Origin of the sequence: Asticcacaulis biprosthecium C19, from assembly GCF_000204015.1 — a bacterium.
Classification (GTDB): Bacteria; Pseudomonadota; Alphaproteobacteria; order Caulobacterales; family Caulobacteraceae; genus Asticcacaulis; species Asticcacaulis biprosthecius.
Genome location: NZ_GL883078.1, coordinates 467,722 through 485,940 on the forward strand (window position 1 = coordinate 467,722; position 18,219 = coordinate 485,940).

18 protein-coding genes are annotated in these 18,219 nt (G+C 62.9%); 9 read left to right on the forward strand and 9 right to left on the reverse strand.

Translation table 11 applies throughout. The features are described from left to right. Positions 1 to 26: 26 nt before the first annotated feature. From ABI_RS12585 to ABI_RS12605, 5 genes are all read right to left on the reverse strand, one after another. On the reverse strand, positions 27 to 3,056 hold the full coding sequence (locus ABI_RS12585) for a tetratricopeptide repeat protein (RefSeq protein WP_006273384.1): 3,030 nt from the start codon (positions 3,054 to 3,056) through the stop codon (positions 27 to 29). Positions 3,057 to 3,238: 182 nt separating this feature from the next. Then, complete coding sequence (locus ABI_RS12590) at positions 3,239 to 4,087, reverse strand: MotE family protein (RefSeq protein ID WP_006273385.1); 849 nt, start codon at positions 4,085 to 4,087, stop codon at positions 3,239 to 3,241. Positions 4,088 to 4,098: 11 nt separating this feature from the next. Beyond that, positions 4,099 to 4,818, reverse strand: coding sequence for a DUF6468 domain-containing protein (locus ABI_RS23715; protein WP_211211165.1), 720 nt, complete (start codon positions 4,816 to 4,818; stop codon positions 4,099 to 4,101). Positions 4,819 to 4,858: 40 nt separating this feature from the next. After that, positions 4,859 to 5,899 carry a flagellar motor switch protein FliM gene (gene fliM / locus ABI_RS12600; RefSeq protein WP_374188351.1) on the reverse strand — a complete coding sequence of 347 codons (1,041 nt, stop codon included), beginning with the start codon at positions 5,897 to 5,899 and terminating at the stop codon, positions 4,859 to 4,861. 122 nt (positions 5,900 to 6,021) lie between these two features. Next, positions 6,022 to 6,660: a flagellar basal body-associated FliL family protein gene (locus tag ABI_RS12605; protein ID WP_006273389.1), complete on the reverse strand. Its 639-nt coding sequence runs from the start codon at positions 6,658 to 6,660 to the stop codon at positions 6,022 to 6,024. Between the two features lie 296 nt (positions 6,661 to 6,956). Here ABI_RS12605 and flgF point away from each other — a divergent pair, with 296 nt between their 5' ends. The 6 genes from flgF to ABI_RS12635 all read left to right on the forward strand — a co-directional run bounded on the left by flgF (position 6,957) and on the right by ABI_RS12635 (position 11,871). Next, positions 6,957 to 7,706: a flagellar basal-body rod protein FlgF gene (gene flgF / locus ABI_RS12610; RefSeq protein WP_006273390.1), complete on the forward strand. Its 750-nt coding sequence runs from the start codon at positions 6,957 to 6,959 to the stop codon at positions 7,704 to 7,706. Between the two features lie 112 nt (positions 7,707 to 7,818). Beyond that, positions 7,819 to 8,610, forward strand: coding sequence for a flagellar basal-body rod protein FlgG (flgG, locus tag ABI_RS12615; protein WP_006273391.1), 792 nt, complete (start codon positions 7,819 to 7,821; stop codon positions 8,608 to 8,610). A 4-nt stretch (positions 8,611 to 8,614) separates the two neighbouring features. Beyond that, on the forward strand, positions 8,615 to 9,196 hold the full coding sequence (flgA, locus tag ABI_RS12620) for a flagellar basal body P-ring formation chaperone FlgA (RefSeq protein ID WP_006273392.1): 582 nt from the start codon (positions 8,615 to 8,617) through the stop codon (positions 9,194 to 9,196). A 12-nt stretch (positions 9,197 to 9,208) separates the two neighbouring features. Beyond that, positions 9,209 to 9,928 carry a flagellar basal body L-ring protein FlgH gene (gene flgH, locus ABI_RS12625; RefSeq protein ID WP_006273393.1) on the forward strand — a complete coding sequence of 240 codons (720 nt, stop codon included), beginning with the start codon at positions 9,209 to 9,211 and terminating at the stop codon, positions 9,926 to 9,928. Between the two features lie 226 nt (positions 9,929 to 10,154). Continuing rightward, positions 10,155 to 10,493 carry a ferredoxin FdxA gene (gene fdxA, locus ABI_RS12630; protein WP_006273394.1) on the forward strand — a complete coding sequence of 113 codons (339 nt, stop codon included), beginning with the start codon at positions 10,155 to 10,157 and terminating at the stop codon, positions 10,491 to 10,493. Between the two features lie 103 nt (positions 10,494 to 10,596). Further along, positions 10,597 to 11,871 carry an O-antigen ligase family protein gene (locus ABI_RS12635; protein WP_157138886.1) on the forward strand — a complete coding sequence of 425 codons (1,275 nt, stop codon included), beginning with the start codon at positions 10,597 to 10,599 and terminating at the stop codon, positions 11,869 to 11,871. Positions 11,872 to 11,999: 128 nt separating this feature from the next. On the opposite strand, the gene ABI_RS12640 is transcribed toward ABI_RS12635, so the two are convergent. Together ABI_RS12640 and ABI_RS12645 are read right to left on the reverse strand one after the other, a co-directional pair. Next, complete coding sequence (locus ABI_RS12640) at positions 12,000 to 13,055, reverse strand: quinone-dependent dihydroorotate dehydrogenase (protein ID WP_006273396.1); 1,056 nt, start codon at positions 13,053 to 13,055, stop codon at positions 12,000 to 12,002. Continuing rightward, positions 13,055 to 13,543 (reverse strand): SixA phosphatase family protein, encoded by a 489-nt coding sequence (locus ABI_RS12645; RefSeq protein ID WP_006273397.1) that lies wholly within the window; start codon positions 13,541 to 13,543, stop codon positions 13,055 to 13,057. Before ABI_RS12645 ends, ABI_RS12640 begins: the two co-directional genes overlap by 1 nt. A gap of 102 nt (positions 13,544 to 13,645) precedes the next feature. Between ABI_RS12645 and ABI_RS12650 the strand changes: the two genes are divergently transcribed. Further along, on the forward strand, positions 13,646 to 14,131 hold the full coding sequence (locus tag ABI_RS12650) for a CAP domain-containing protein (RefSeq protein WP_006273398.1): 486 nt from the start codon (positions 13,646 to 13,648) through the stop codon (positions 14,129 to 14,131). 101 nt (positions 14,132 to 14,232) lie between these two features. Here the strand turns inward: ABI_RS12650 and ABI_RS12655 are convergent, their stop codons facing one another. Then, entirely contained in the window at positions 14,233 to 14,973 is a 741-nt protein-coding gene (locus ABI_RS12655; RefSeq protein WP_006273399.1) for a class I SAM-dependent methyltransferase, read from the reverse strand. A 73-nt stretch (positions 14,974 to 15,046) separates the two neighbouring features. Here ABI_RS12655 and gloB point away from each other — a divergent pair, with 73 nt between their 5' ends. Beyond that, complete coding sequence (gene gloB / locus ABI_RS12660) at positions 15,047 to 15,799, forward strand: hydroxyacylglutathione hydrolase (protein ID WP_006273400.1); 753 nt, start codon at positions 15,047 to 15,049, stop codon at positions 15,797 to 15,799. Positions 15,800 to 15,922: 123 nt separating this feature from the next. Here gloB and ABI_RS12665 read toward each other — a convergent pair whose 3' ends face one another. After that, positions 15,923 to 16,651, reverse strand: coding sequence for a DUF4908 domain-containing protein (locus ABI_RS12665; protein WP_006273401.1), 729 nt, complete (start codon positions 16,649 to 16,651; stop codon positions 15,923 to 15,925). A gap of 263 nt (positions 16,652 to 16,914) precedes the next feature. On the opposite strand from ABI_RS12665, the gene ABI_RS12670 reads away from it, so the two are divergent. Then, positions 16,915 to 18,189, forward strand: coding sequence for a serine hydrolase domain-containing protein (locus ABI_RS12670; RefSeq protein ID WP_006273402.1), 1,275 nt, complete (start codon positions 16,915 to 16,917; stop codon positions 18,187 to 18,189). The last annotated feature ends 30 nt before the right edge of the window (positions 18,190 to 18,219 follow it).

An 18,219-nucleotide genomic window follows, 5' to 3' on the forward strand; every position in this document is an offset into this window, starting at 1 on the left:
GGAGGCAAAGCCAATTGCCGCTGGTACTACGCGGTTTTTGCAGCCGGGGCGGCGGGCTTCTTGCCGGTGGCATTGTCCTTGTCGCGGAAGCGCTTCTTCATGCCACCGACCCAGCCGGTAAAGGTATCCGTCGCTGTCGCCGCCGAAGCGAAGTCTTTGGCGCTGACATCGCCGCCGTCCAGGGGCGCCAAAGCCACGCGTAGCGCGTCCGGCGATGACGCCGTGTCAATGAACTTGCCCCAGCGCTCTGACAGGCGCTTCAATCCGGCGGTATCCTTCATCAGGCTGTAGGCAATACCCGCCCGGATCAGTCGCCCCTCGTCGCCCGCGGCCAGGGGACCCTCAGCCTTGTAGCGTTCGCCCAGGCGGCGTTCCAGCACCGCGCCGGCCTTGGCCCAGCTCTGCTGGCGCCAGTAGATATCAGCGCGGACATCGTCGGCGTCGGCGGAGGCATCACTGCCCAGCACGTCCAGTGCCTTATCCGGCTCGTTCAGTTCGGTCAGGGCCCGCGCTTCCAGCACGCGTCGCTCCGCCATGATCGACTTTGGCAGCAGGGTGGTGCGGGTGTTCCACAGGGTCTGGAGCGCCTTTTGCGGGTTGCGGTCCATCAGGTAGATGGCCGCCAGGTCTGCGGCGACGGCTGACTTGGCCACACCGTCCAGACGCTCATTGACCTGGTGCTCCAGCAGGGCGGACGCCTGGTCCAGCAGATCGACATCGACCAGCCTTCGCACCAGCTTGCGCACCATTTCGTCACCGTCCGCCCCTTGCGGCGTCAGTTCCTGGAAGTCGTAGAACAAACCCAGAGCTTCGACCGGCTGCAGGCCGTCGGCCTGACCACCGAGGAACAGGGCGCGGAAGGTCTGGTTCAGCGCGTTCGATATCTTCAACCCCTCAGGGGAGTTGGCAAACTGTTGCCCGCCGGTGCGCAGCACCTGCATGGCTTCGCGATAATGGCCCATGGACAGGTAGATCTGGCCCATATTGCCAACGATTTCCATCTCGGTCTTGTCGCCACGCCAGCGGAAACGCAGGGAATCCAGCGTCGCCAGTGTTTCTTCCGGCTTGGCCTGTTTCAACTCGAAGGCCAGCATGGCGGCGCGCACCCGCGCGGGCGTAGAAATCGCGTCATCGGACGCCTTGGCCACCGCGCGATAGACGTTCAGCGCGCGTGCCTTGTCACCGGAGGCTTCGATGATCTGCGCGTTGACCAGATAGGCGGCCAGCTTGTCCAGAGGCGGCACATCCTGCGACACAGCATAGCGGATCATCACCTGAGCCATGTCCATGTCTTTTTCCTGCATCGCCGAGTAGGCATAGGCCGCGCCAAGCGTGGCGCGCCATTGGGGCGGGAAAGCATCCATCGCCTTTGCGCCAGCCTTGAACGCCCGGACGGCATCGGCGTAGTTACCGGCCATGTAGTCGGCATAGCCCTGCCACAGGCGGGCGGACGGATCGACCAGCATCTGCGGCGCAGACAGGTCGCCGGCCGCATCGCGGTAGCGGCCCGACATCATCTTGGCGGCCACGCGAAGACCGCGAACCTGAGGATCGACCAGGGCGTTGGGATTCTGGCGCACCAGCATATCCAGAAGCCCCAGGGCCTCAAAGGTCATACCCTGGCCAATCAGGAAGCGCGCCATCGCCAGACGCGCCTTGGACGGTGCGGTCGCGCCCTGCTGCGTTTCGTCGGCGGCACGGGCCTGAAGGGCGTTGTAGCGCGCCAGAAAGCCTTCCGAAGGTGTTTCGGACCATTCGGCGTTGATGAGGGACGGATACCGCGCCGCCCGGTATTCCAGCCCGCCATCCTTGGGCTCCGCTATGGCGGACACCGCCGACAGGGTCAGGCCGCCGGGGCGCCAGATATGGACCAGATCGCCCGCCAGCTCGACCTTCACGTCCGGCGTCATCTGGGTCACGACGACGCCCTGCGCCGTCGACGCCAGTGAGGCCTCGATCATGTTGCGACCGGCGGAGAGGGATTTGATCGGGGCGCGCGCGGTAATCACCGCCATGCGGTCACCGACACCGGGGTCACGTATCCAGGCAATGCGCGTGGCGCCGGCCATGGTCACACTCAGGCTGCCGGCCCCGGCGGTGTCATCGCGGGTGACGATGACTTCCGACGACCGCGTTGCCAGACTGCGGCCACCCAGGCGAACGCGCCAGGTCAACCCGTCGCCGGCGGCGGTCACCAGGGCCACGCCCGGCGCCTTCATCCGTAGTGCTGTAAAGCCGTCATTGCGCGTCCACTGGGCGTCCTGAACGGTCATGCCGTCCTTCAGTTCCGGCGGCAGGCGCAGGTCGACTTCGGAATCGAACACCACCCAGACGGAATCGCCGCGGCGGAAAACAGCGGCAGCGACCGGACCTTCAAACGCGAAGGCGATGTCCTTGCCGCCGTCGATGGCCTCGACCTGCAAAGCCACCACGGGGACATTGGCGGCCTTGCTGATATTGGCTTGGTTTGCCGCCTGGCTGCTCGCGGATTCACCGGCTTTTTCGGCCGGCTTCATCAGGTCCTGGAGATTGACGCCGATGGTCTTGGCGTCAGGTTTGGAGTCGGCGTCAAACTGGACATAGACTGCGCCGTCCGAACGGCCAAAGCGCGCATCATAACCTTCGGCGACCTTGAGCACGATTTCGCTGGCGCGGGCGTCGCTGCGCAGGTCGACGCCGGTGACGCCGACGGGCAGATTGGCGCGGATGTCGCCGAGGTCGGGTTTTTGCTGACCCGGCAGGCGAATGACGACCAGGTCCTTGTCGCGGCGCACCGAGGCGCGCGAGCCGACCGAGCCGTAGATCTCGACCCGGCCCGACTTGGCATTGCGGCCGACGCGGATGTCGATGGCCGAACGCGGCGCAGCGGAGTCGATGGGCGTGGTGTCGCCGACTGCCAGCCCAGCCAGGCCGAAGCTGGCCATGGCCACAAGGGCGGCGGTGGTTTTCATAGCGGCGCCAAAACTCAAGGGCTTGGCGACGGGATGGTGGATCTGGCCGAGCAGGTCGCGCGCGCGATCGACCTCGCGCTTCAACGGCGAGGTTCGCGCAGGCATAGGGGATTGCGGCTTGCGAGTCATGGCCGGTTAATTTTGGCTAATGAGGGTTTAATCAAGGTTAATAGGATAGGAAGAAGTGCTTGGCGGTTGGGAGTTTGTAACGCCCCCTCCGCTTCGACGCGCTACGCCTGCGGCTACGCTTGCTCAGCACCTCCCCCGCGAGCGGGGGAGGATAGTTGTTAGCCCTTCTTCTCCGGCGTAGCGGCGGGCTTGGCGGCCTGTTGCGGTGCGGCGGCCGCCGGTGCGGTGGCGGCCGGACCGTTGGCCGTCGCCTTATCCAGCTTTTGCTGCAGGCCGCCAGCCTGGCTCATGCGACGCGACAGCTTTTCGGTCAGTTCCCGTGCCGCCAATGGCGGCATGGCCCCCAGGATGGCGGCCAGCGCCCGGTCCTTCATCTTGGCGGCGATCGGCAGGCGAACGTCATCGTCCATGGTGGCGAAGACGGCAGCGGCGTCCTTAGGCTTCATCGCCGAATAAACGGCCACCAGACGGTTGGCGTCGTCGTCGGCCACCTTGGTCGCCTGGTCCAGAAGCCCCTGGATCTGGCCCTTCAGGTCGGTCAGTTGGCCAATGCGGTTGTCGAGCTTGGCATCAGCCGTGTTGATCAGTTGTTCGCGCGCGTTCAACGCCGCTTCGCGTTCGTCCAATTGCTTGCGGCGCTGGCCCAGGCTGGACAGGATCTGCAATTCGTTGGGTGACATGCCTGCCTCGGCCGCCAGTTGGTTGACCGAGGTTGCGCACACCGGTGCGGCCGGCACCGCGGCGGCGGCATCGCTGCCGGCCTGTTCCGCCGTCAGAAGCGACGAGGCGATGCTGTAGCTTTCGGTCGGATCGTCGCCCTTGCTGGCCTCGCTCTTCGCCTCGCCCTTGGCGGGCTTTTTGGGCTCGTCCTTCTTGACCGCGTCGGCGGCAAAGGCCGTGGCCTGGCTGAAGATGTCGGGCATGACTTCCAGGCTGGTCAGGGCCTTCAGGGCCAAGACGCCGCCCACGGCGACGAAAACGATCGGCAGGAGACGGGGCATCGCCATGGGATTTTACTCTACTTGCGGCTGGAGTCGGGGCCGAACAGGTCGTCCTCGAGGGAAAGGGGCTGGCGCTTGGGCAGGGTCAGGGTGCGCATCATCTCGTTGAGATTTGCCACCACCAGTTCCGACATCTGCACCTTGTCGAGGATTTCGGTTTCGTCCTCGGGCTTTTCGACAGGAAGGCGCGAGACGTAGCCGTTGCGCGGTTCGGCCCGGACGTCTGAACGCGGGGCGCTGCGCGGGGCCGGGAGCGGGTCGTCCTCGCGCACGACATCTAAGTCAAAGGGGCCACGGTCGAAGGGACCGCGACGGCCGGTCGGTGTCGGCTCGCGCTGCGGCGGCTGGGCCACGACATTGCGCAGCATAAGCGCGGGATCGTCGAAGTCCTTACGCCGTGTCACTGGGATCTGCATCTGCATCATGCGGGCAGCTTCGGCGGCCTCGATGCCGCGGTCCAGGTCGCGACCGGCCTTTTCGGCGCGGTTGACCTGGCCTTCCAGTTTTTGCAGCAGGTCGCGCGCCGCCAGGATCCGGCCGTGCAGCAACTCCTGGCTGTCGTCGGCGTGGCCACGCAGTTCCTTCAGCGACATGTGGGCGCGGATGGCCGCATCGTCCAGTTCGCCGACCGCCTTGGCGAAACCCTCATGGGCGGCGCGCAGGGCTTTCAGCTTCTTGTCCAGGCGCACGCCGAACCACAGGGCGGCCATAAGCAGCCCCATGAGCACAACATCCATGATGATGTTCGTCATCGACACGACGCGTGGATCAACCTCTCTACTTCTTCTTCATCTGCGTAAGCCGCCGCTTGGTACTCAAGGCCAGGGGGGTGTCCACCCGCACGGCGATCGAATGCCCCTTGCGTCCCATCCGCCCCGTCGTCAGGGGAATCTGGCCGCACCGCAACTGCACCGGAGAATCAGCCTGTGCATTCAGCACGATCGTTTCCCCGACCTTTAAATTCAAGACCCGCGACAGCGGTACCTGCTGTTCGTCGAGCACGGCGCGCACCTCCATCTGGGTTGTCCACAGTTCCGTGGCCAGGTGGCTTTCCCAGATGTTATCGCGACCGAACTTCTCACCCATGAACTGCAGCAGCAGCATCTTGCGGATCGGTTCCAGGGTGGCGTAGGGCAGCAGCAGCTCAATGCGGCCGCCGCGGTCTTCCATGTCGATGCGCAGCTTGACCAGGATGGCGGCATTGGCCGGCCGGGCGATGGCGGCGAAGCGCGGGTTGGTTTCCAGACGATCGAGGTTAAAATTGACCGCTGTCAGGGGCTCGAAGGCCTGACGGGCGTCGTTCAGCACGACCTCGACCATACGCTGGACCAGCACGCGTTCGATGGTGGTGTAGGGGCGGCCTTCGATGCGCAGCGCTGCAGTGCCGCGACGGCCGCCCAGCAGCACGTCGACGATGGAATAGATCAGGTTGGAATCGACCGTCAGCAGGCCGTAATTGTCCAGTTCCTCAGCGCGGAACACCGCCAGGATGGCCGGCAGGGGGATGGAGTTCAGGTAGTCGCCGAAGCGGATTGACGAAATATTGTCGAGCGAGACTTCGACGTTGTCGGAGGTGAAGTTACGCAAGGAGGTCGTCATCAGGCGGACCAGCCGGTCGAAGACGATTTCCAGCATCGGCAGGCGTTCATAGGACACCATGGCCGAGTTGATGATCGCCCGGATGCCCGAACGTTCGTTATAGTCGTCTTCCGACAGGTCGAAGCCCAGCAGGCTGTCGATTTCGTCCTGGTTCAGGATGCGTTCGGCGCCGGCGGGCATGTTGAAGCGCTCGCCCATCGAGCCGCCGCCGCCGACCATGGCCTCCCATTCGGCAGCCAGATCTCCACCATCTGCGGTCACACCAGCGGTCGCGGCCTGCGCCTCAGCGGCGAGTTCCGCCTCCCACTGAGCCATCATGGCTTCCTGATCAACATCTCCCGTCATGTGATCAGCATCTGCTCGATCAGGACCGCGTTGATCTTGTGGGGCGCCAGCACCAGGTTGATGCGGCGCAGGATTTCCAGGCGCAACTGATGATTGCCCGCCGAGCCCTTCAGGTCCTCAGGACGCAGTTCACGTATGAAGCCCTGGAGAATGTCGTTCACCCGCGGCAGGTTTTCCTTGACCATGTCCGCGGTTTCTTCGTCGGCGCATTCGAAAGTCAGTTTCAGCTTCAGGTAGGATGAACGGCCGTCGGCCGACTGAATGTTGGCGACCGTATCGGGAAGGGTCAGGTAGGTGGTGCCGTCGGGACCTTCCGACAGGACCGGCTGGGTCTTGGGATCGACCTTGGCCTCGCCCTTGCCGTGACCGCCGCCATGGCCGCCCTTTTCTTCCTTCTTCTTTTCTTTTTTCTCGCCATGGCCATCCTTGGCCGCCGCATCGCCGTGCGCCGCATCGGCCGCCGGCTTGGGCGCCAGGAACATGAAGTAGGCCCCGGCCCCGCCGCCGCCCAAAAGCAGCACGGCGCCACCGGCAATGGCGATCAGCATGATGGGTAAGCCCTTTTTCTTGGGCTTGTCCTCGCCATCACCACCGTCGACGGGCGGTTCTTCCTTCTTTTTTTCCTTTTTGGCCAAAACGACACCTGACGCAGAAAAATGGACGCAACACGGGCGCCGGACATCTCGCCACTATCGTTCGACATGGTTAACGATCCGTTTGTCATTACGGTGAACGCGGCATTTTTTGCCGCCTGCTGTGGATAAGTTTACGACGCTAGAAAAGGCTATTTCTATTGTTTTCAGCGCCTTAGCGTTCCGCCCTGTGGCTGGCACGGCGATTGCAGTGGTTAAAGCACGTCGTTAATGCGCCGCCGAAGGCACTGCCGTTAACCACCCAACCCCCTGATTTTTGCTCCGGAAAGGACCGCGCCATGGATAATGCCAGCTATATCGCCCTGTCGCGGCAACTCACGCTTCGGCGCGAACTCGACATCTCGGCCAACAACATGGCCAATATGAACACCAATGGCTACAAGTTCGAGCAATTGCTGGTCCATCAGGAGTACGGCGCCCCGGCCTATAACGCGCCGATCCGCACCCCGGCCAATTTTGCCTATGACAACGAGGTCGGCCGCGACTTCTCGCAAGGCACGTTCCAGATCACCGGCGCACCGCTGGACTTCGCCATCGACGGCGACGGCGTCTTCTTCACCGTCCAGACTGCCGACGGTGAGGCCTATACCCGCGACGGCGCCTTCACGATGAACGCCGAGGGCATGCTGATGACCCAGGACGGCTATCCGGTCGTGGGCGATGGCGGTCCGATCACCATGGACCCGAAGAAGGGCCAGCCGGCCGTTTCCGAAGACGGCATCATCACCCAGGATTACCAGGGCCAGGCCGAAAGGGTCGGCAAGCTGAACCTGGTCCGCATCACCGACATGAGCGACCTGAAGAAGGCCGGCAACGGCACCTACACCCTGACGTCGAATGCCACGCCCGTACCGGCCACCGATGCCCGCGTGCGTCAGGGCTTCCTGGAAGCCTCCAACGTCAATCCGATGATCGAAGTCACCAAGCTGATCGAGATCAACCGCGCCTACACCACCCTGGCCGGGATCATCCAGCAACAACACGATTTGAACAAGTCCGCCGTCGAACGGCTGGGCCGCGTAACCTAAGGCCCCGTGGACAACTAGCTGAGCCCGAAGAACAAATATTTCAAGCCTATTCAATTAATTGCCGATCCCACTGACGCAGTTAATTGTCTACAGAACCTAAGGATTGCGAACCATGCGAGCGCTCCGTACCGCCACCACCGGCATGGCTGCCCAGCAGCTCAATGTCGAAGTCATCTCCAACAACATCGCCAACATGAACACGGTGGGCTTCAAGAAGCAGCGCGCCGAGTTCCAGGACCTCCTGTACCAGAACATCGAGCGCATGGGCTCGCAGTCGTCGGACGCCGGCACGGTCGTGCCGACCGGCATCCAGGTCGGCGCCGGCGTCAAGGCCGGTTCCGTCTACCGCATCATGCAGCAGGGCAGCATGACCCTGACCCAGAACCAGTATGATGTCGCTATCGAGGGTAAGGGCTACTTTCAGATCCTGATGCCGTCGGGCGAGACCGCCTATACCCGCGCCGGCAACTTCTCGGTCGACGACCAGGGCCGTCTGGTCACCGAGGATGGTTACCTGGTCCAGCCCAGCGTCACCATCCCCCAGGACGCCATCGACGTCTCGATCTCCAAGACCGGCCAGATCCAGGCCACCCAGCAGGGCCAGACGGCGCCGACCACGGTCGGTCAGTTGCAGACGGCGACCTTCTTCAATGAAGCCGGCCTGGACGCGATCGGCGACAACCTGTTCCTGGAAAGCGGCGCCTCGGGCGCGCCCAATGTCTCGACGCCGGGCGATGTCGGTTTCGGCACCCTGCTGCAGGGCTATACCGAAGCCTCCAACGTCGATGCGGTCGGTGAAATCACCGCCCTGATCGTCGCCCAGCGAGCCTATGAAATGAACTCCAAGGTCATCACCACAGCAGACCAGATGCTGCAGACCGCCAGCCAGATCGCGAGAGGCTAAGTAAATGAAAAGATTTGCTTTCATCGCCCTTCTCGCCTTAGCGATTCCGGCCGCAAGCCACGCCGCCACGCCGATGGTGCTGAAGGCTTCTACCAGCGATGGCGATGGCCGCATCACGCTGGGCGATCTGTTCGACAATGCCGGTTCGGCTTCGGACGTTACAGTCGGGGTCCGCCAGGGCCAGACCGCCGTTCTGGACGCTGGCGCGGTACAGTCGATCGCCGCCCGCAACGGCGCCTATTGGGACAATCCGCGCGGCCTGCGCCGCATCATCGTCACGGCCGGCATGGACGGCACGCCTTCAGCCGTGCTTCCGGCGTCCGGCTTTGCCCAGCCGGCGATTGCCATCGCACCGCGTGCCGCCGCCGTCCGCCGCGGCGAAGCCATTTCGGTCACCTGGAGTTCGGGCGGCCTGACTCTGACCATCACCGGCGTGGCGCAAAAGGATGCCGCCGTCGGCGACCTGATCCAGATCCAGAACCCGTCGTCGAAGAAGATGATCGACGCTGTGGTGATCGGTTCCGGCCGGGCCGCTGCCGGCCCCAATGCCATGCAAACCCGCAATCTCCTTCTGTCGTCGCGTTAAGAGTATCCCGCCATGAAAACCATCGCCTTGACTGCCCTCGCCTTTAGCGCCGTGACGCTTGGCGCCTGCGGGACGGTATCCGAAACCGTCAAGGGGCCGCAACTGACCGCCATGGCCTATCCTGTGGCGGTGATCCCGGCCCAGCAGGCGGTGATCCAGCCGGCGCCGGCCTCGTCCAACTCCCTGTGGCGGGCGGGTGCGCGGACCTTCTTCAACGACCAGCGCGCCCGCAATGTCGGCGACATCCTGACCATCCAGGTCGATATCGACGACAGCGCCCAGACGCAGAACTCGACCGACCGGTCGCGCACCAATTCTTACGAGGCGTCAACGCCCAGCATCTTCGGGCTGGAATCGTCGCTGGGCAAGCTGCTGCCGTCGGAATACAATCCGACACGGGCGCTTGGCGCTGACGGCAGTTCGACCTTCTCGGGCAATGGCTCGGTGCAAAGGTCGGAAAAAATTTCCGTCACCCTCGCGGCAACCGTGACCGGCGTCATGCGCAACGGCAACCTGGTCATCCAGGGCCACCAGGAAGTCCGTACCGGGCGCGAAATGCGCGTGCTGAGCGTGGCCGGTATCGTCCGCCCGGAAGATATTTCCTCGACCAACACCATCCGCCACACCCAGTTGGCCGAAGCCCGCATCTCCTACGGCGGCAAGGGTGACATCACCAACATGCAACAGGCGCCGGTGACCCAGAATATCATGGATAAGTTCAGTCCATTTTAAGTACTCAGGCGCCGTAAGGCTCCTCGCTTTCGCTCGGGCGGGCAGTCGCCCTTACCAACGGCATAAATGCCGTTGGGCTGGCGGTTCTGACGACCGCCAGCTTGTTTTCCTTCAGCGTAGTAAGAACACCGCGCCAACGGTGGGCTAATCCTTGGGTTTAGATCATATGGCTTTTGCCGATAAGCGCTACGGAGCATAGTGGGTTTACCCTATCCAGGAGGCCCACATGACCTATGTCGTCACCGATCCCTGCATCAAATGCAAATTCATGGATTGCGTCGATGTCTGTCCGGTCGACTGCTTTTATGAGGGCGAAAACTTTCTGGTGATCGACCCGGCAGTGTGCATCGACTGCGGAATCTGCGTACCGGAATGCCCGGTCGACGCCATCAAGCCCGAGGATAAAGACACTGACGGCAAGTGGCTGGCGATCAATACCCAATTTACGGCCGTGTGGCCCAACATAACACGCAAGGGCACGCCACCGGCAGATAGTGCCGACTTCGAACGCGAAACCGGCAAGTTCGAAAAGTACTTCTCGGAAAGGCCCGGGACGGGTGATTGACTCTATGACCTCCGCGCGCTCCTGGCGTGGGGAGGTATTAGAAAAGGCGCAGGTCCGCCTGCCTTGAACTCAATATTGACCTTTTTCGGTTACGGTTTGCCGCATGCCTGCGACCACAGCCAGCCCCAGCCGTAGCCCGGCCGCGCCACCTGCGCGGCTGGACGGCATGGCCTTGTGGATCTTCCGCGCCGAAGCCGGTCTGACCATCTTCTGCTTTCTCATGTTGTCCAACGCCCTGGTCGGGCCGCTGTTCAATCCTACCCAGGGTGAGGAAGCCGGTTTCCTGCGGCTTTTGTGGCTGCCGGTCTATGGCACAGCCCTGCTGTTGTCGTTGCTTCGTTGGGACAAGTTCCTGAACATCCTGCCCGCGGTCTTCATGATCGGCGGACTGATTCTGTTCTGTTTCGCGTCAAAATTCTGGTCGATCGAGCCTAGCGTCACCACGCGACGGACCATCGCCCTCTTTTTCACCTGCGTCTTCGGCCTGTATCTCGGCGCGCGGTGGCGCGGGCCGCACCTCACGGAATTGTTGGGGATCAGCTTTGCCATCCTTGCCGTCGGCGCCCTGATTGCCTGTGTCGCGGCCCCAGGCTTTGGTGTCCACCAGGACGTCAATGCCGGCCTGTGGAAAGGCCTTTGGTACGAAAAGAACCAGATGGCCGCCATGATGACCCTGGGCTTTATCGCCTGCACGACCACGGCCTACCAGGTGCCGGAGCGGCGCCGGCTGTGGATCGGGTTTGCGGTGCTGATGTTCTTCCTGGTGCTGATGACCCGGTCCAAGACGTCGCTGCTGGCCTGTATGCTGGTCGCCGGAGCGTTCCCTGTGTTTTTTGCCCTGAAAAAGGGCGGGGTGCTCAGCATCCTGTTCGTATGGCTGGCGTCGACGGCCTCGCTCGGGGCGATGGCGCTTTACGTTATGGCGCCCGAGCTGATCTTCAAGGCGCTGGGCAAGGATCCGACCCTGACCGGACGGACCGAAATCTGGGAGTCTCTGGGTCGACTGTCGGACAAGCGGCCCTTGCTGGGTTATGGCTACAAGGCCTTCTGGACAAAGGATTCCGTCCCCGCCGCGGTCGTGCGCCAGGAGACCAGTTGGGAGGTGCCGTCGGCGCATAATGGCTGGCTGGACCTGTTGATCCAGCTTGGCTGGGTCGGTGTAATCCTGTTCGGCGCCTGCCTGGTGGCGTGCTTCTTCTGTGCGTTGTTCCGCTATGAGCGAGTCAAGGACGGGTTTTTCTCGGTGCTGATGCTGATGCTGTTCAGCTTCCTGATCCTGTCGGAGAGCTTTATTCTGTCGCAGAATTCCCTTGTCTGGGCGTTGTTTGTCTGCGCCCTGGCAAGGTTGACGGCCAATGCACTGGAGAGCGAGCGTTAGGGAGTGTTGCTAGCGTGGTTGCGAACCGCCCTCTGAAGGCCCCTCAGGCTCGGCGCCCCGCGCCGATCGCCCACGCTTCGCTCGGCTCTCGTCCTCTCCCCGCAGGCGGGGAGAGGTAAAAAAATGCATCACTCCTGGCCGACAGCTTCTGAGACGGTCGCAAAACCGTCAGCCTTCAGGCGCGCCACCAAGTCAAGGCGCACTGCATCGGCCAAGCCCGGCCCCTTGTAGACCAAGGCTGAATAGAGCTGTACCAACGACGCGCCTGCGCGAATTTTTGCATAGGCCTCGGCGCCCGAGGAAATGCCGCCGGCGCCGATCAGCACCAGTCGGCCAGCGGCAGCGGTCGCGGCTACTTTCAACGCCCGCGTCGACAAGTCGAACAGCGGCTTGCCCGACATGCCGCCGGCTTCGGACGCGAACGACGAGCGCAAACCTTCGCGTGACAGGGTGGTGTTGGAAACGATCAGACCCTCAAGCCCATGGTCCAATGCCGCCGACACCGTGTCCTCGATCTCACCGTCGTCCAGGTCCGGCGCAATCTTCAGGAAGATCGGCATGTTCTGCCCGGTGGCCGCCGCCAGGGCGCGACGGGTTTCGGCGATCCGGCCCAGCAGGTCGTCGAGGTGCGACCGCCCCTGCAAGGCGCGCAGGCCCGGCGTATTGGGCGACGAGATGTTGATGGTGAAGTAGGACCCCAGCCCCCACAGGCGCTTCAGACCCGTGACATAGTCGGCCATCCGGTCGGCAGCGTCCTTGTTGGCACCGATGTTCAACCCGATGACCGCCCTGCCCTTCGTGCCTTCGAGGTTGCGGGCATAGGCCTCCAGGCCGCCGTTGTTGAAGCCCATGCGGTTGATAACAGCTTCGTCTTCGCTCAGGCGGAACAGGCGCGGCTTGGGGTTGCCGTCTTGCGGCAGCGGCGTAACCGTGCCGCATTCGACGAAGCCGAAACCGGCGCGCGCCATGGCCAGAGGCACCTCGGCATTTTTGTCGAAGCCGGCGGCCAAGCCGACACAATTGGGAAAGTGCAGCACCCCGCCATCGAACGGCACGTCGACCGCCAGCTCCGGCGTCTTCAGCGACGACAACGGACCGAGACCGGCTTTCAGCAGTTGAAGGGTGACCGTATGCGCCGTTTCCGGCTGCAGGACGTGAAGGGCGCGGGTGGCGAGTGAATACATTATTTGGCCAGGTAGATGCCGTCATAGATGGCGCGGCCGGCGGCATCGACTTCGAACACGGATGCGGTTGCGGTCGGATAACCGCCGCGGACCTTTTCGATGATGTCGGCGCCGGCAGCCCCTTCGAACAGGTAGTCGGCAACCAGGGCCTGGACGCCGGGATTGTGGCCGACCAACAGGAGGCAGTCGCCGTCGTTTTCGTGCTTTTCGATAGCGCGACGCATGGCATCGGCGCCGGCATGGTATAGGTCTTTGGAGACCAGGGCATTGATAGCGCCGAACACGCCTTCGACCTGGGCGAAGGTATCGCGGGTCCGCGCCGCCGCCGACACCAGGGCGAAGTCGGGCTTCAAGCCATAGGCCTTCATCGCCGTCGCCACCGAAGTGGCCTCTTCGCGGCCACGGTTGCTGAGACGGCGGTCAAAATCCTCGCCCGAAGCGGCATCCTTTTCCGCCTTGGCGTGGCGCATGATGATCAGGTGTTTCATGCCCTTCGCTATGGCCCAGAATCGTTGTCTCGGCAACCTGTCAGTATCTGTAACTTGGCTTGTTTCGACGGCACGACTAACGTGCAGGGGCAAGGAGTTACCATGAAAATCTGCATTCCGATCGCCCTGTTGTTGGCCGTCGCCTCACCCGCCCTGGCCCAGGACATGATGTCCGACCAGATCCTGGCCGTTCACAATAACGAACGTGCCGCCGTTGGTGTCGCGCCGCTGAGTTGGAGCGATACCCTGGCTCAAGATGCGCAGACCTGGGCGGATCATCTCGCTGCCGAAGGCAAGTTCGAACATTCGAGCACCGGAGATGGCGAGAACCTGTGGATGGGCTCAACGGGCTATTACAGCTACGGTGACATGGCACAGGCCTGGGCGGACGAGAAGGCCCTGTTCAAGTACGGCGCCTTCCCTGACCTCAGCACCGATGGCAACTGGGCCAGTGTCGGCCACTACACCCAGATGATCTGGAGCACCACAACACAGGTCGGCTGCGCCAAGTCGACGGGCAGCAGTATGGATATCCTGGTCTGTCGCTATCGCACGCCGGGGAATTACTGGGGGCAGAAGCCGTACTGAGGGTGGGCGGATAAGAACGTCGCCCCACCACCACTTCGTTGCGCTTCACTGCGTTACGCTTCACTCGCGGTCCCCCTCCCCGCTCGCAGGGAGGTATAAAGTTAAGCGATCTCTTTCGACGTCGGCACCGGTTGCTGCACACCTAAAACATCGCGCAACTCCTGCAACAATGAAGGTTGCGCCTTGACCGTGTGTGCCACGAACGGCTTGCGGCCGGCCTCCATCAGGATAAGCCCGCCCTTCAGCGGCCAGATGCGCGGCAAGATATTGTCCAGCGGACCGGCCCAGCCCAGAAACGGCGCCATGGGTGGCGTGTACAGGGCATAGCTCCAGGCCAGGGGCTCCAGTTCGGCGTCGCGCAGGGCGTTTTCCAATTGCATGCGGCTGTAAGGCTGGCCGTAGCCGAACGGCGTTTTTTCGGCATGGGCCCAGAACCCGCCGCGCGCGGCAACCCCGATAATCAGCCGCCCGGCCGGCGACAGCAAACGCGAGGCCTCACACAGAAGACCATGTGGTGTCGGCGATTCTTCCAGGGCGTGGACCATCAGGATACGATCGAACAGGGCCGTCGGGAACGGCAGGGCCTCTTCCTCGACCAAGGTGGCGCGCACCTTCAGGTCGGCGGGCCATATCTCCGCGCCTTGGGCTGCCGGCATGGCCTGCAGCACCCGCCGCGCCTCGACGAAACGATCAAGGTAAGGCGTGCAATAGCCGATCCCCAGCACGTCCAGACCGCGCACATCCGGCCAGGCTTCGCACAGCTTGGCGGTCACCAGGCGTCGCGCCACAACCCCTTCCGGAGCAGCGTAGAATCGGTTGAGCTCTTCGACCGAACGGCGCAAACGGGTTCCTTTTCAAACGTTTCAGACCTACATATAGGCGTCGTTGTGACTTATAGCAGGCAGGCGCAAAAAAATGGCTTTGAAAATTGATGTCTTCCCCTGCCTGAGCGACAATTACGGCTTCCTGGTGACCGATGAAGCGACCGGTATCACCGCCGCCATCGATACGCCGGAAGCGTCGCGCATCATCGCCCGCGTCGAGGAACGCGGGCTTCCGGGCCTGGACTTCATCCTCAACACCCACTGGCATCCCGACCATGGCGGCGGCAATGCCGAGGTCCAGGCACACTTTCACTGTCCGATCTATGGCGCCGAAGAGGTGCGCAAGCGCTGGCCGCTCGACCATGTGCTGAAGGATGGCGATGTCTTTATGCTGGGCGAAACGCGTCTGGATGTGGTCGGTTTGGGCGGTCATACCCTGGGCGTGATCGGCTATTTCGATCATGCGGGCGGGAATGCTTTCGTCAGCGATGTGATCTTCCCGCTGGGCTGTGGCCGGATGTTCGAAGGCACGCCGGAGCAATATTGGGACAGCTTGTTGAAGCTGGCGGAACTGCCGGGCGACACCGTGCTGTACAGCGCCCACGAATATACCCTGGCCAATCTGCGGTTTGCCGAGAGCCTGGGGTTGGATGCGACGTTGCAAGCGCGCGGGAACGACGTTCGTGCCCGGCGAGCGCGCGGAGAGTTTACCGTGCCGTCGACGGTCGCCGAAGAAAAGGCGACCAACCCGTTTTTACGCTATCCGTTGTTGGAAAAGGATTTTGCGGCGCAAGCTGCGAAGTTTGGGGAATTAAGAGCGGCGAAGGATGTGTTCAGGGGGTGACGACGCAAAAATACCCCTCCACCCCTTCCTTGCGCGGCAAGGGCTATACCCTTGCTCGCTCACCCGACCTCCCCACTTCGCAGGGAGGAGACGTAAGCTCATCCCTACTGTCGATGCTCACGGCTAGCGTCGTTCGGCGACCGAATAGCTGGTCAAGATGACATTGACGATTCGCTTGGACGAGACATGACCACCCCAGTTGCCGCGCGACGTGTCCAGCTTCATGACCAGCACACCATTGGTCAGGGTCGCGCTGGGCGGCCGGCCTTCGACAAACTGAACCGATTCCACGCCGGTCAGACGCTGCTTGCCCTTGCTCTGCAAGGCCACCTGGACCAGGGCGCTGGAGGTGACATCAGCCGCCTGGGCATAGAGGGCGTCGGCGCCCGGGGTTACATTGGGGGCTTCGAACGGCACCAGCCGGCCCAGGGCCTGGGAAACGCGCTTACTGCCCTTGGCCAGGGTCTGCCACAGCAGGGCCGGCGACATGCGAGGCTGGCGGAAGGCGTCGGCCTTGCCGGACATGGCCACCGGGTCACCCGTCGGGCGTTCGTCGGTGAACAGGATCATGCCACCCCAACGGGTCGATTTCAGTACTGGCTGGCCGACGTCGTTCTTGTAGATGCGGTCGCCCTTGGCGCCCTGGGTTACGGTCAGGCTCCAGACCTCTGTATCACCCTCGAAACGTAGCAGAGGCTGACGGCCCGATTCATCAAGGATGAAGGTTTCGCCATCGTCGGATTCGAAGCGGGCGACCGAGGGGCCGGCATTGGCGCGGCCGTCCTGATCCTTGCCAAACATGCGCTGCTGTAAGGATTGCGCCTGCGCCGCCCCCGTTCCCGTGAGGAACATCAGGCATAGCAGAAGGCGACCAACAGGGATTACGGAGCGGCTGAGCATTGGCGGGATTGTTAGGTGGGGACTTGGGCGAATTTTAGACGCAGATTAAATTAAATTAAGGCCATTGCGTAACAGCTAAGGAGTTGGAAAGGTCTGGCGGAATAGGCTGGACATTCTCCCGATTTCACGTCAGATTCGCCTGCAACGTGCGGGCGCGTTGGAGCTTCGAGTCGGCGGATTCGGGCAGAAGCCGCACTTTCGTTCGAGTACACTTGATGACGCCAGACGACCTGACCCCGCCAAAATTGAACCGCCGCGCCGTGCTGGCCGGCCTGACCGGCGCCGGTGTCGGCGCCCTGACCGTTGGCGGTCTCTATCTCACCGCCCAAAAGAAACCCGTTGTCGAAACCGCAAAGGCCCGCCCGGCGCCGCCGCTGAAAAGCTGGCCGTCGCTCGACGACCTGGGCGAGCAGATGGTCGCCGCCAAGCTGACGCCCGGCCTGTCGCTCAGCGTCATGCACGACGGCGTCATGTTCTATTCGCGGGGATTTGGGGTCGCCCGCCTGGACAATGGCGAAGCGGTGACGCCGCAAACCGGATTCCGCATTGCCTCGATCACCAAGCATTTCGCCGCCTCGGCGATCCTGTTGCTGGCCGAAGCGGGCAAGCTTTCGGTCGACGATACGCTGGCGAAATACGTGCCGGAATTCCCCAATGCCGGCGACATCACCCTGCGCCAGATGATGAGCCATACGTCAGGCCTCAACGACTATATCAATGGCCAGAGCATGGTCATCCTGACCGAGGCCCAACAGCGCAACTATTCCGCGCCCGAACTGATCGACATCATGAGCCGGCGCAGGCCGATCCTGCGGCATCAACCGGGCCAGACCTGGGCCTACAGCAATACCGGCTTCACGTTGCTGGGTATTGTGGTCGAGCGCGTGTCCGGCGCGAGCCTGCCTGACTTCGTCGCCGAGCGCCTGGCCAAACCGGCCGGTCTGACGCGCACAGCCATCGACAAGACCTGCAACTCGATCGCCGGCTGCGAGGGTTACCGGCCCAATTACCGCGCCGAACAGAAGTTCGACCTGATCCGGCCGATTTCCCCAAGCTTTGCCGGCGGCGCCGGCGCCATTCGTTCGACCACTGAGGACCTGTGCCTGTGGCATCACGCCCTGATAGACGGCAAGGTGATCAAGCCGGACAGCCTGACGGCCATGCTCAGTCCGGCCTTGTTGAAAGACGGCTCGCCGGCGATCGAGAAGCGGGGCAAGGACGAGATGAATTACGGTTTCGGCCTGGCCCTGGGGCACGAGGGACCGATCCGATTCGCCTCGCATGGCGGTCGGATCAATGGTTTTACCGGCCACCTGCGCAGCTTTCCGGATCAGAAGCTGACGGTGGCCATCCTTTACAACAGCGACGGCGGCGGGGCACCGGGCTTCAAGGCCGCCCAGCGTGGGTTGCGGGTGCAGTCGACAACCCTGGCGATGCAGGAACTGGGGATCGAACCAGCCACCGGTGAGTCGGCCGATGGGGCTGGGTAAGGTAGGAGTTTGTAACGCCCCTCCGTCTCG

What these genes read in the sequence shown, in the direction of transcription:
- gloB (WP_006273400.1), top strand. Translation starts at nt 15,047, where the DNA reads ATGGCTTTGAAAATTGATGTCTTCCCCTGCCTGAGCGACAATTACGGC.
- ABI_RS12635 (WP_157138886.1), top strand. Translation starts at nt 10,597, where the DNA reads ATGCCTGCGACCACAGCCAGCCCCAGCCGTAGCCCGGCCGCGCCACCT.
- ABI_RS12640 (WP_006273396.1), bottom strand. Translation starts at nt 13,055, where the DNA reads ATGTATTCACTCGCCACCCGCGCCCTTCACGTCCTGCAGCCGGAAACG.
- fliM (WP_374188351.1), bottom strand. Translation starts at nt 5,899, where the DNA reads ATGGTCGGCGGCGGCGGCTCGATGGGCGAGCGCTTCAACATGCCCGCC.
- ABI_RS12585 (WP_006273384.1), bottom strand. Translation starts at nt 3,056, where the DNA reads ATGCCTGCGCGAACCTCGCCGTTGAAGCGCGAGGTCGATCGCGCGCGC.
- flgG (WP_006273391.1), top strand. Translation starts at nt 7,819, where the DNA reads ATGCGAGCGCTCCGTACCGCCACCACCGGCATGGCTGCCCAGCAGCTC.
- ABI_RS12670 (WP_006273402.1), top strand. Translation starts at nt 16,915, where the DNA reads ATGACGCCAGACGACCTGACCCCGCCAAAATTGAACCGCCGCGCCGTG.
- ABI_RS12650 (WP_006273398.1), top strand. Translation starts at nt 13,646, where the DNA reads ATGAAAATCTGCATTCCGATCGCCCTGTTGTTGGCCGTCGCCTCACCC.
- flgH (WP_006273393.1), top strand. Translation starts at nt 9,209, where the DNA reads ATGAAAACCATCGCCTTGACTGCCCTCGCCTTTAGCGCCGTGACGCTT.
- ABI_RS12645 (WP_006273397.1), bottom strand. Translation starts at nt 13,543, where the DNA reads ATGAAACACCTGATCATCATGCGCCACGCCAAGGCGGAAAAGGATGCC.
- fdxA (WP_006273394.1), top strand. Translation starts at nt 10,155, where the DNA reads ATGACCTATGTCGTCACCGATCCCTGCATCAAATGCAAATTCATGGAT.
- ABI_RS12665 (WP_006273401.1), bottom strand. Translation starts at nt 16,651, where the DNA reads ATGTTCCTCACGGGAACGGGGGCGGCGCAGGCGCAATCCTTACAGCAG.
- ABI_RS23715 (WP_211211165.1), bottom strand. Translation starts at nt 4,818, where the DNA reads ATGGATGTTGTGCTCATGGGGCTGCTTATGGCCGCCCTGTGGTTCGGC.
- flgA (WP_006273392.1), top strand. Translation starts at nt 8,615, where the DNA reads ATGAAAAGATTTGCTTTCATCGCCCTTCTCGCCTTAGCGATTCCGGCC.
- ABI_RS12590 (WP_006273385.1), bottom strand. Translation starts at nt 4,087, where the DNA reads ATGGCGATGCCCCGTCTCCTGCCGATCGTTTTCGTCGCCGTGGGCGGC.
- flgF (WP_006273390.1), top strand. Translation starts at nt 6,957, where the DNA reads ATGGATAATGCCAGCTATATCGCCCTGTCGCGGCAACTCACGCTTCGG.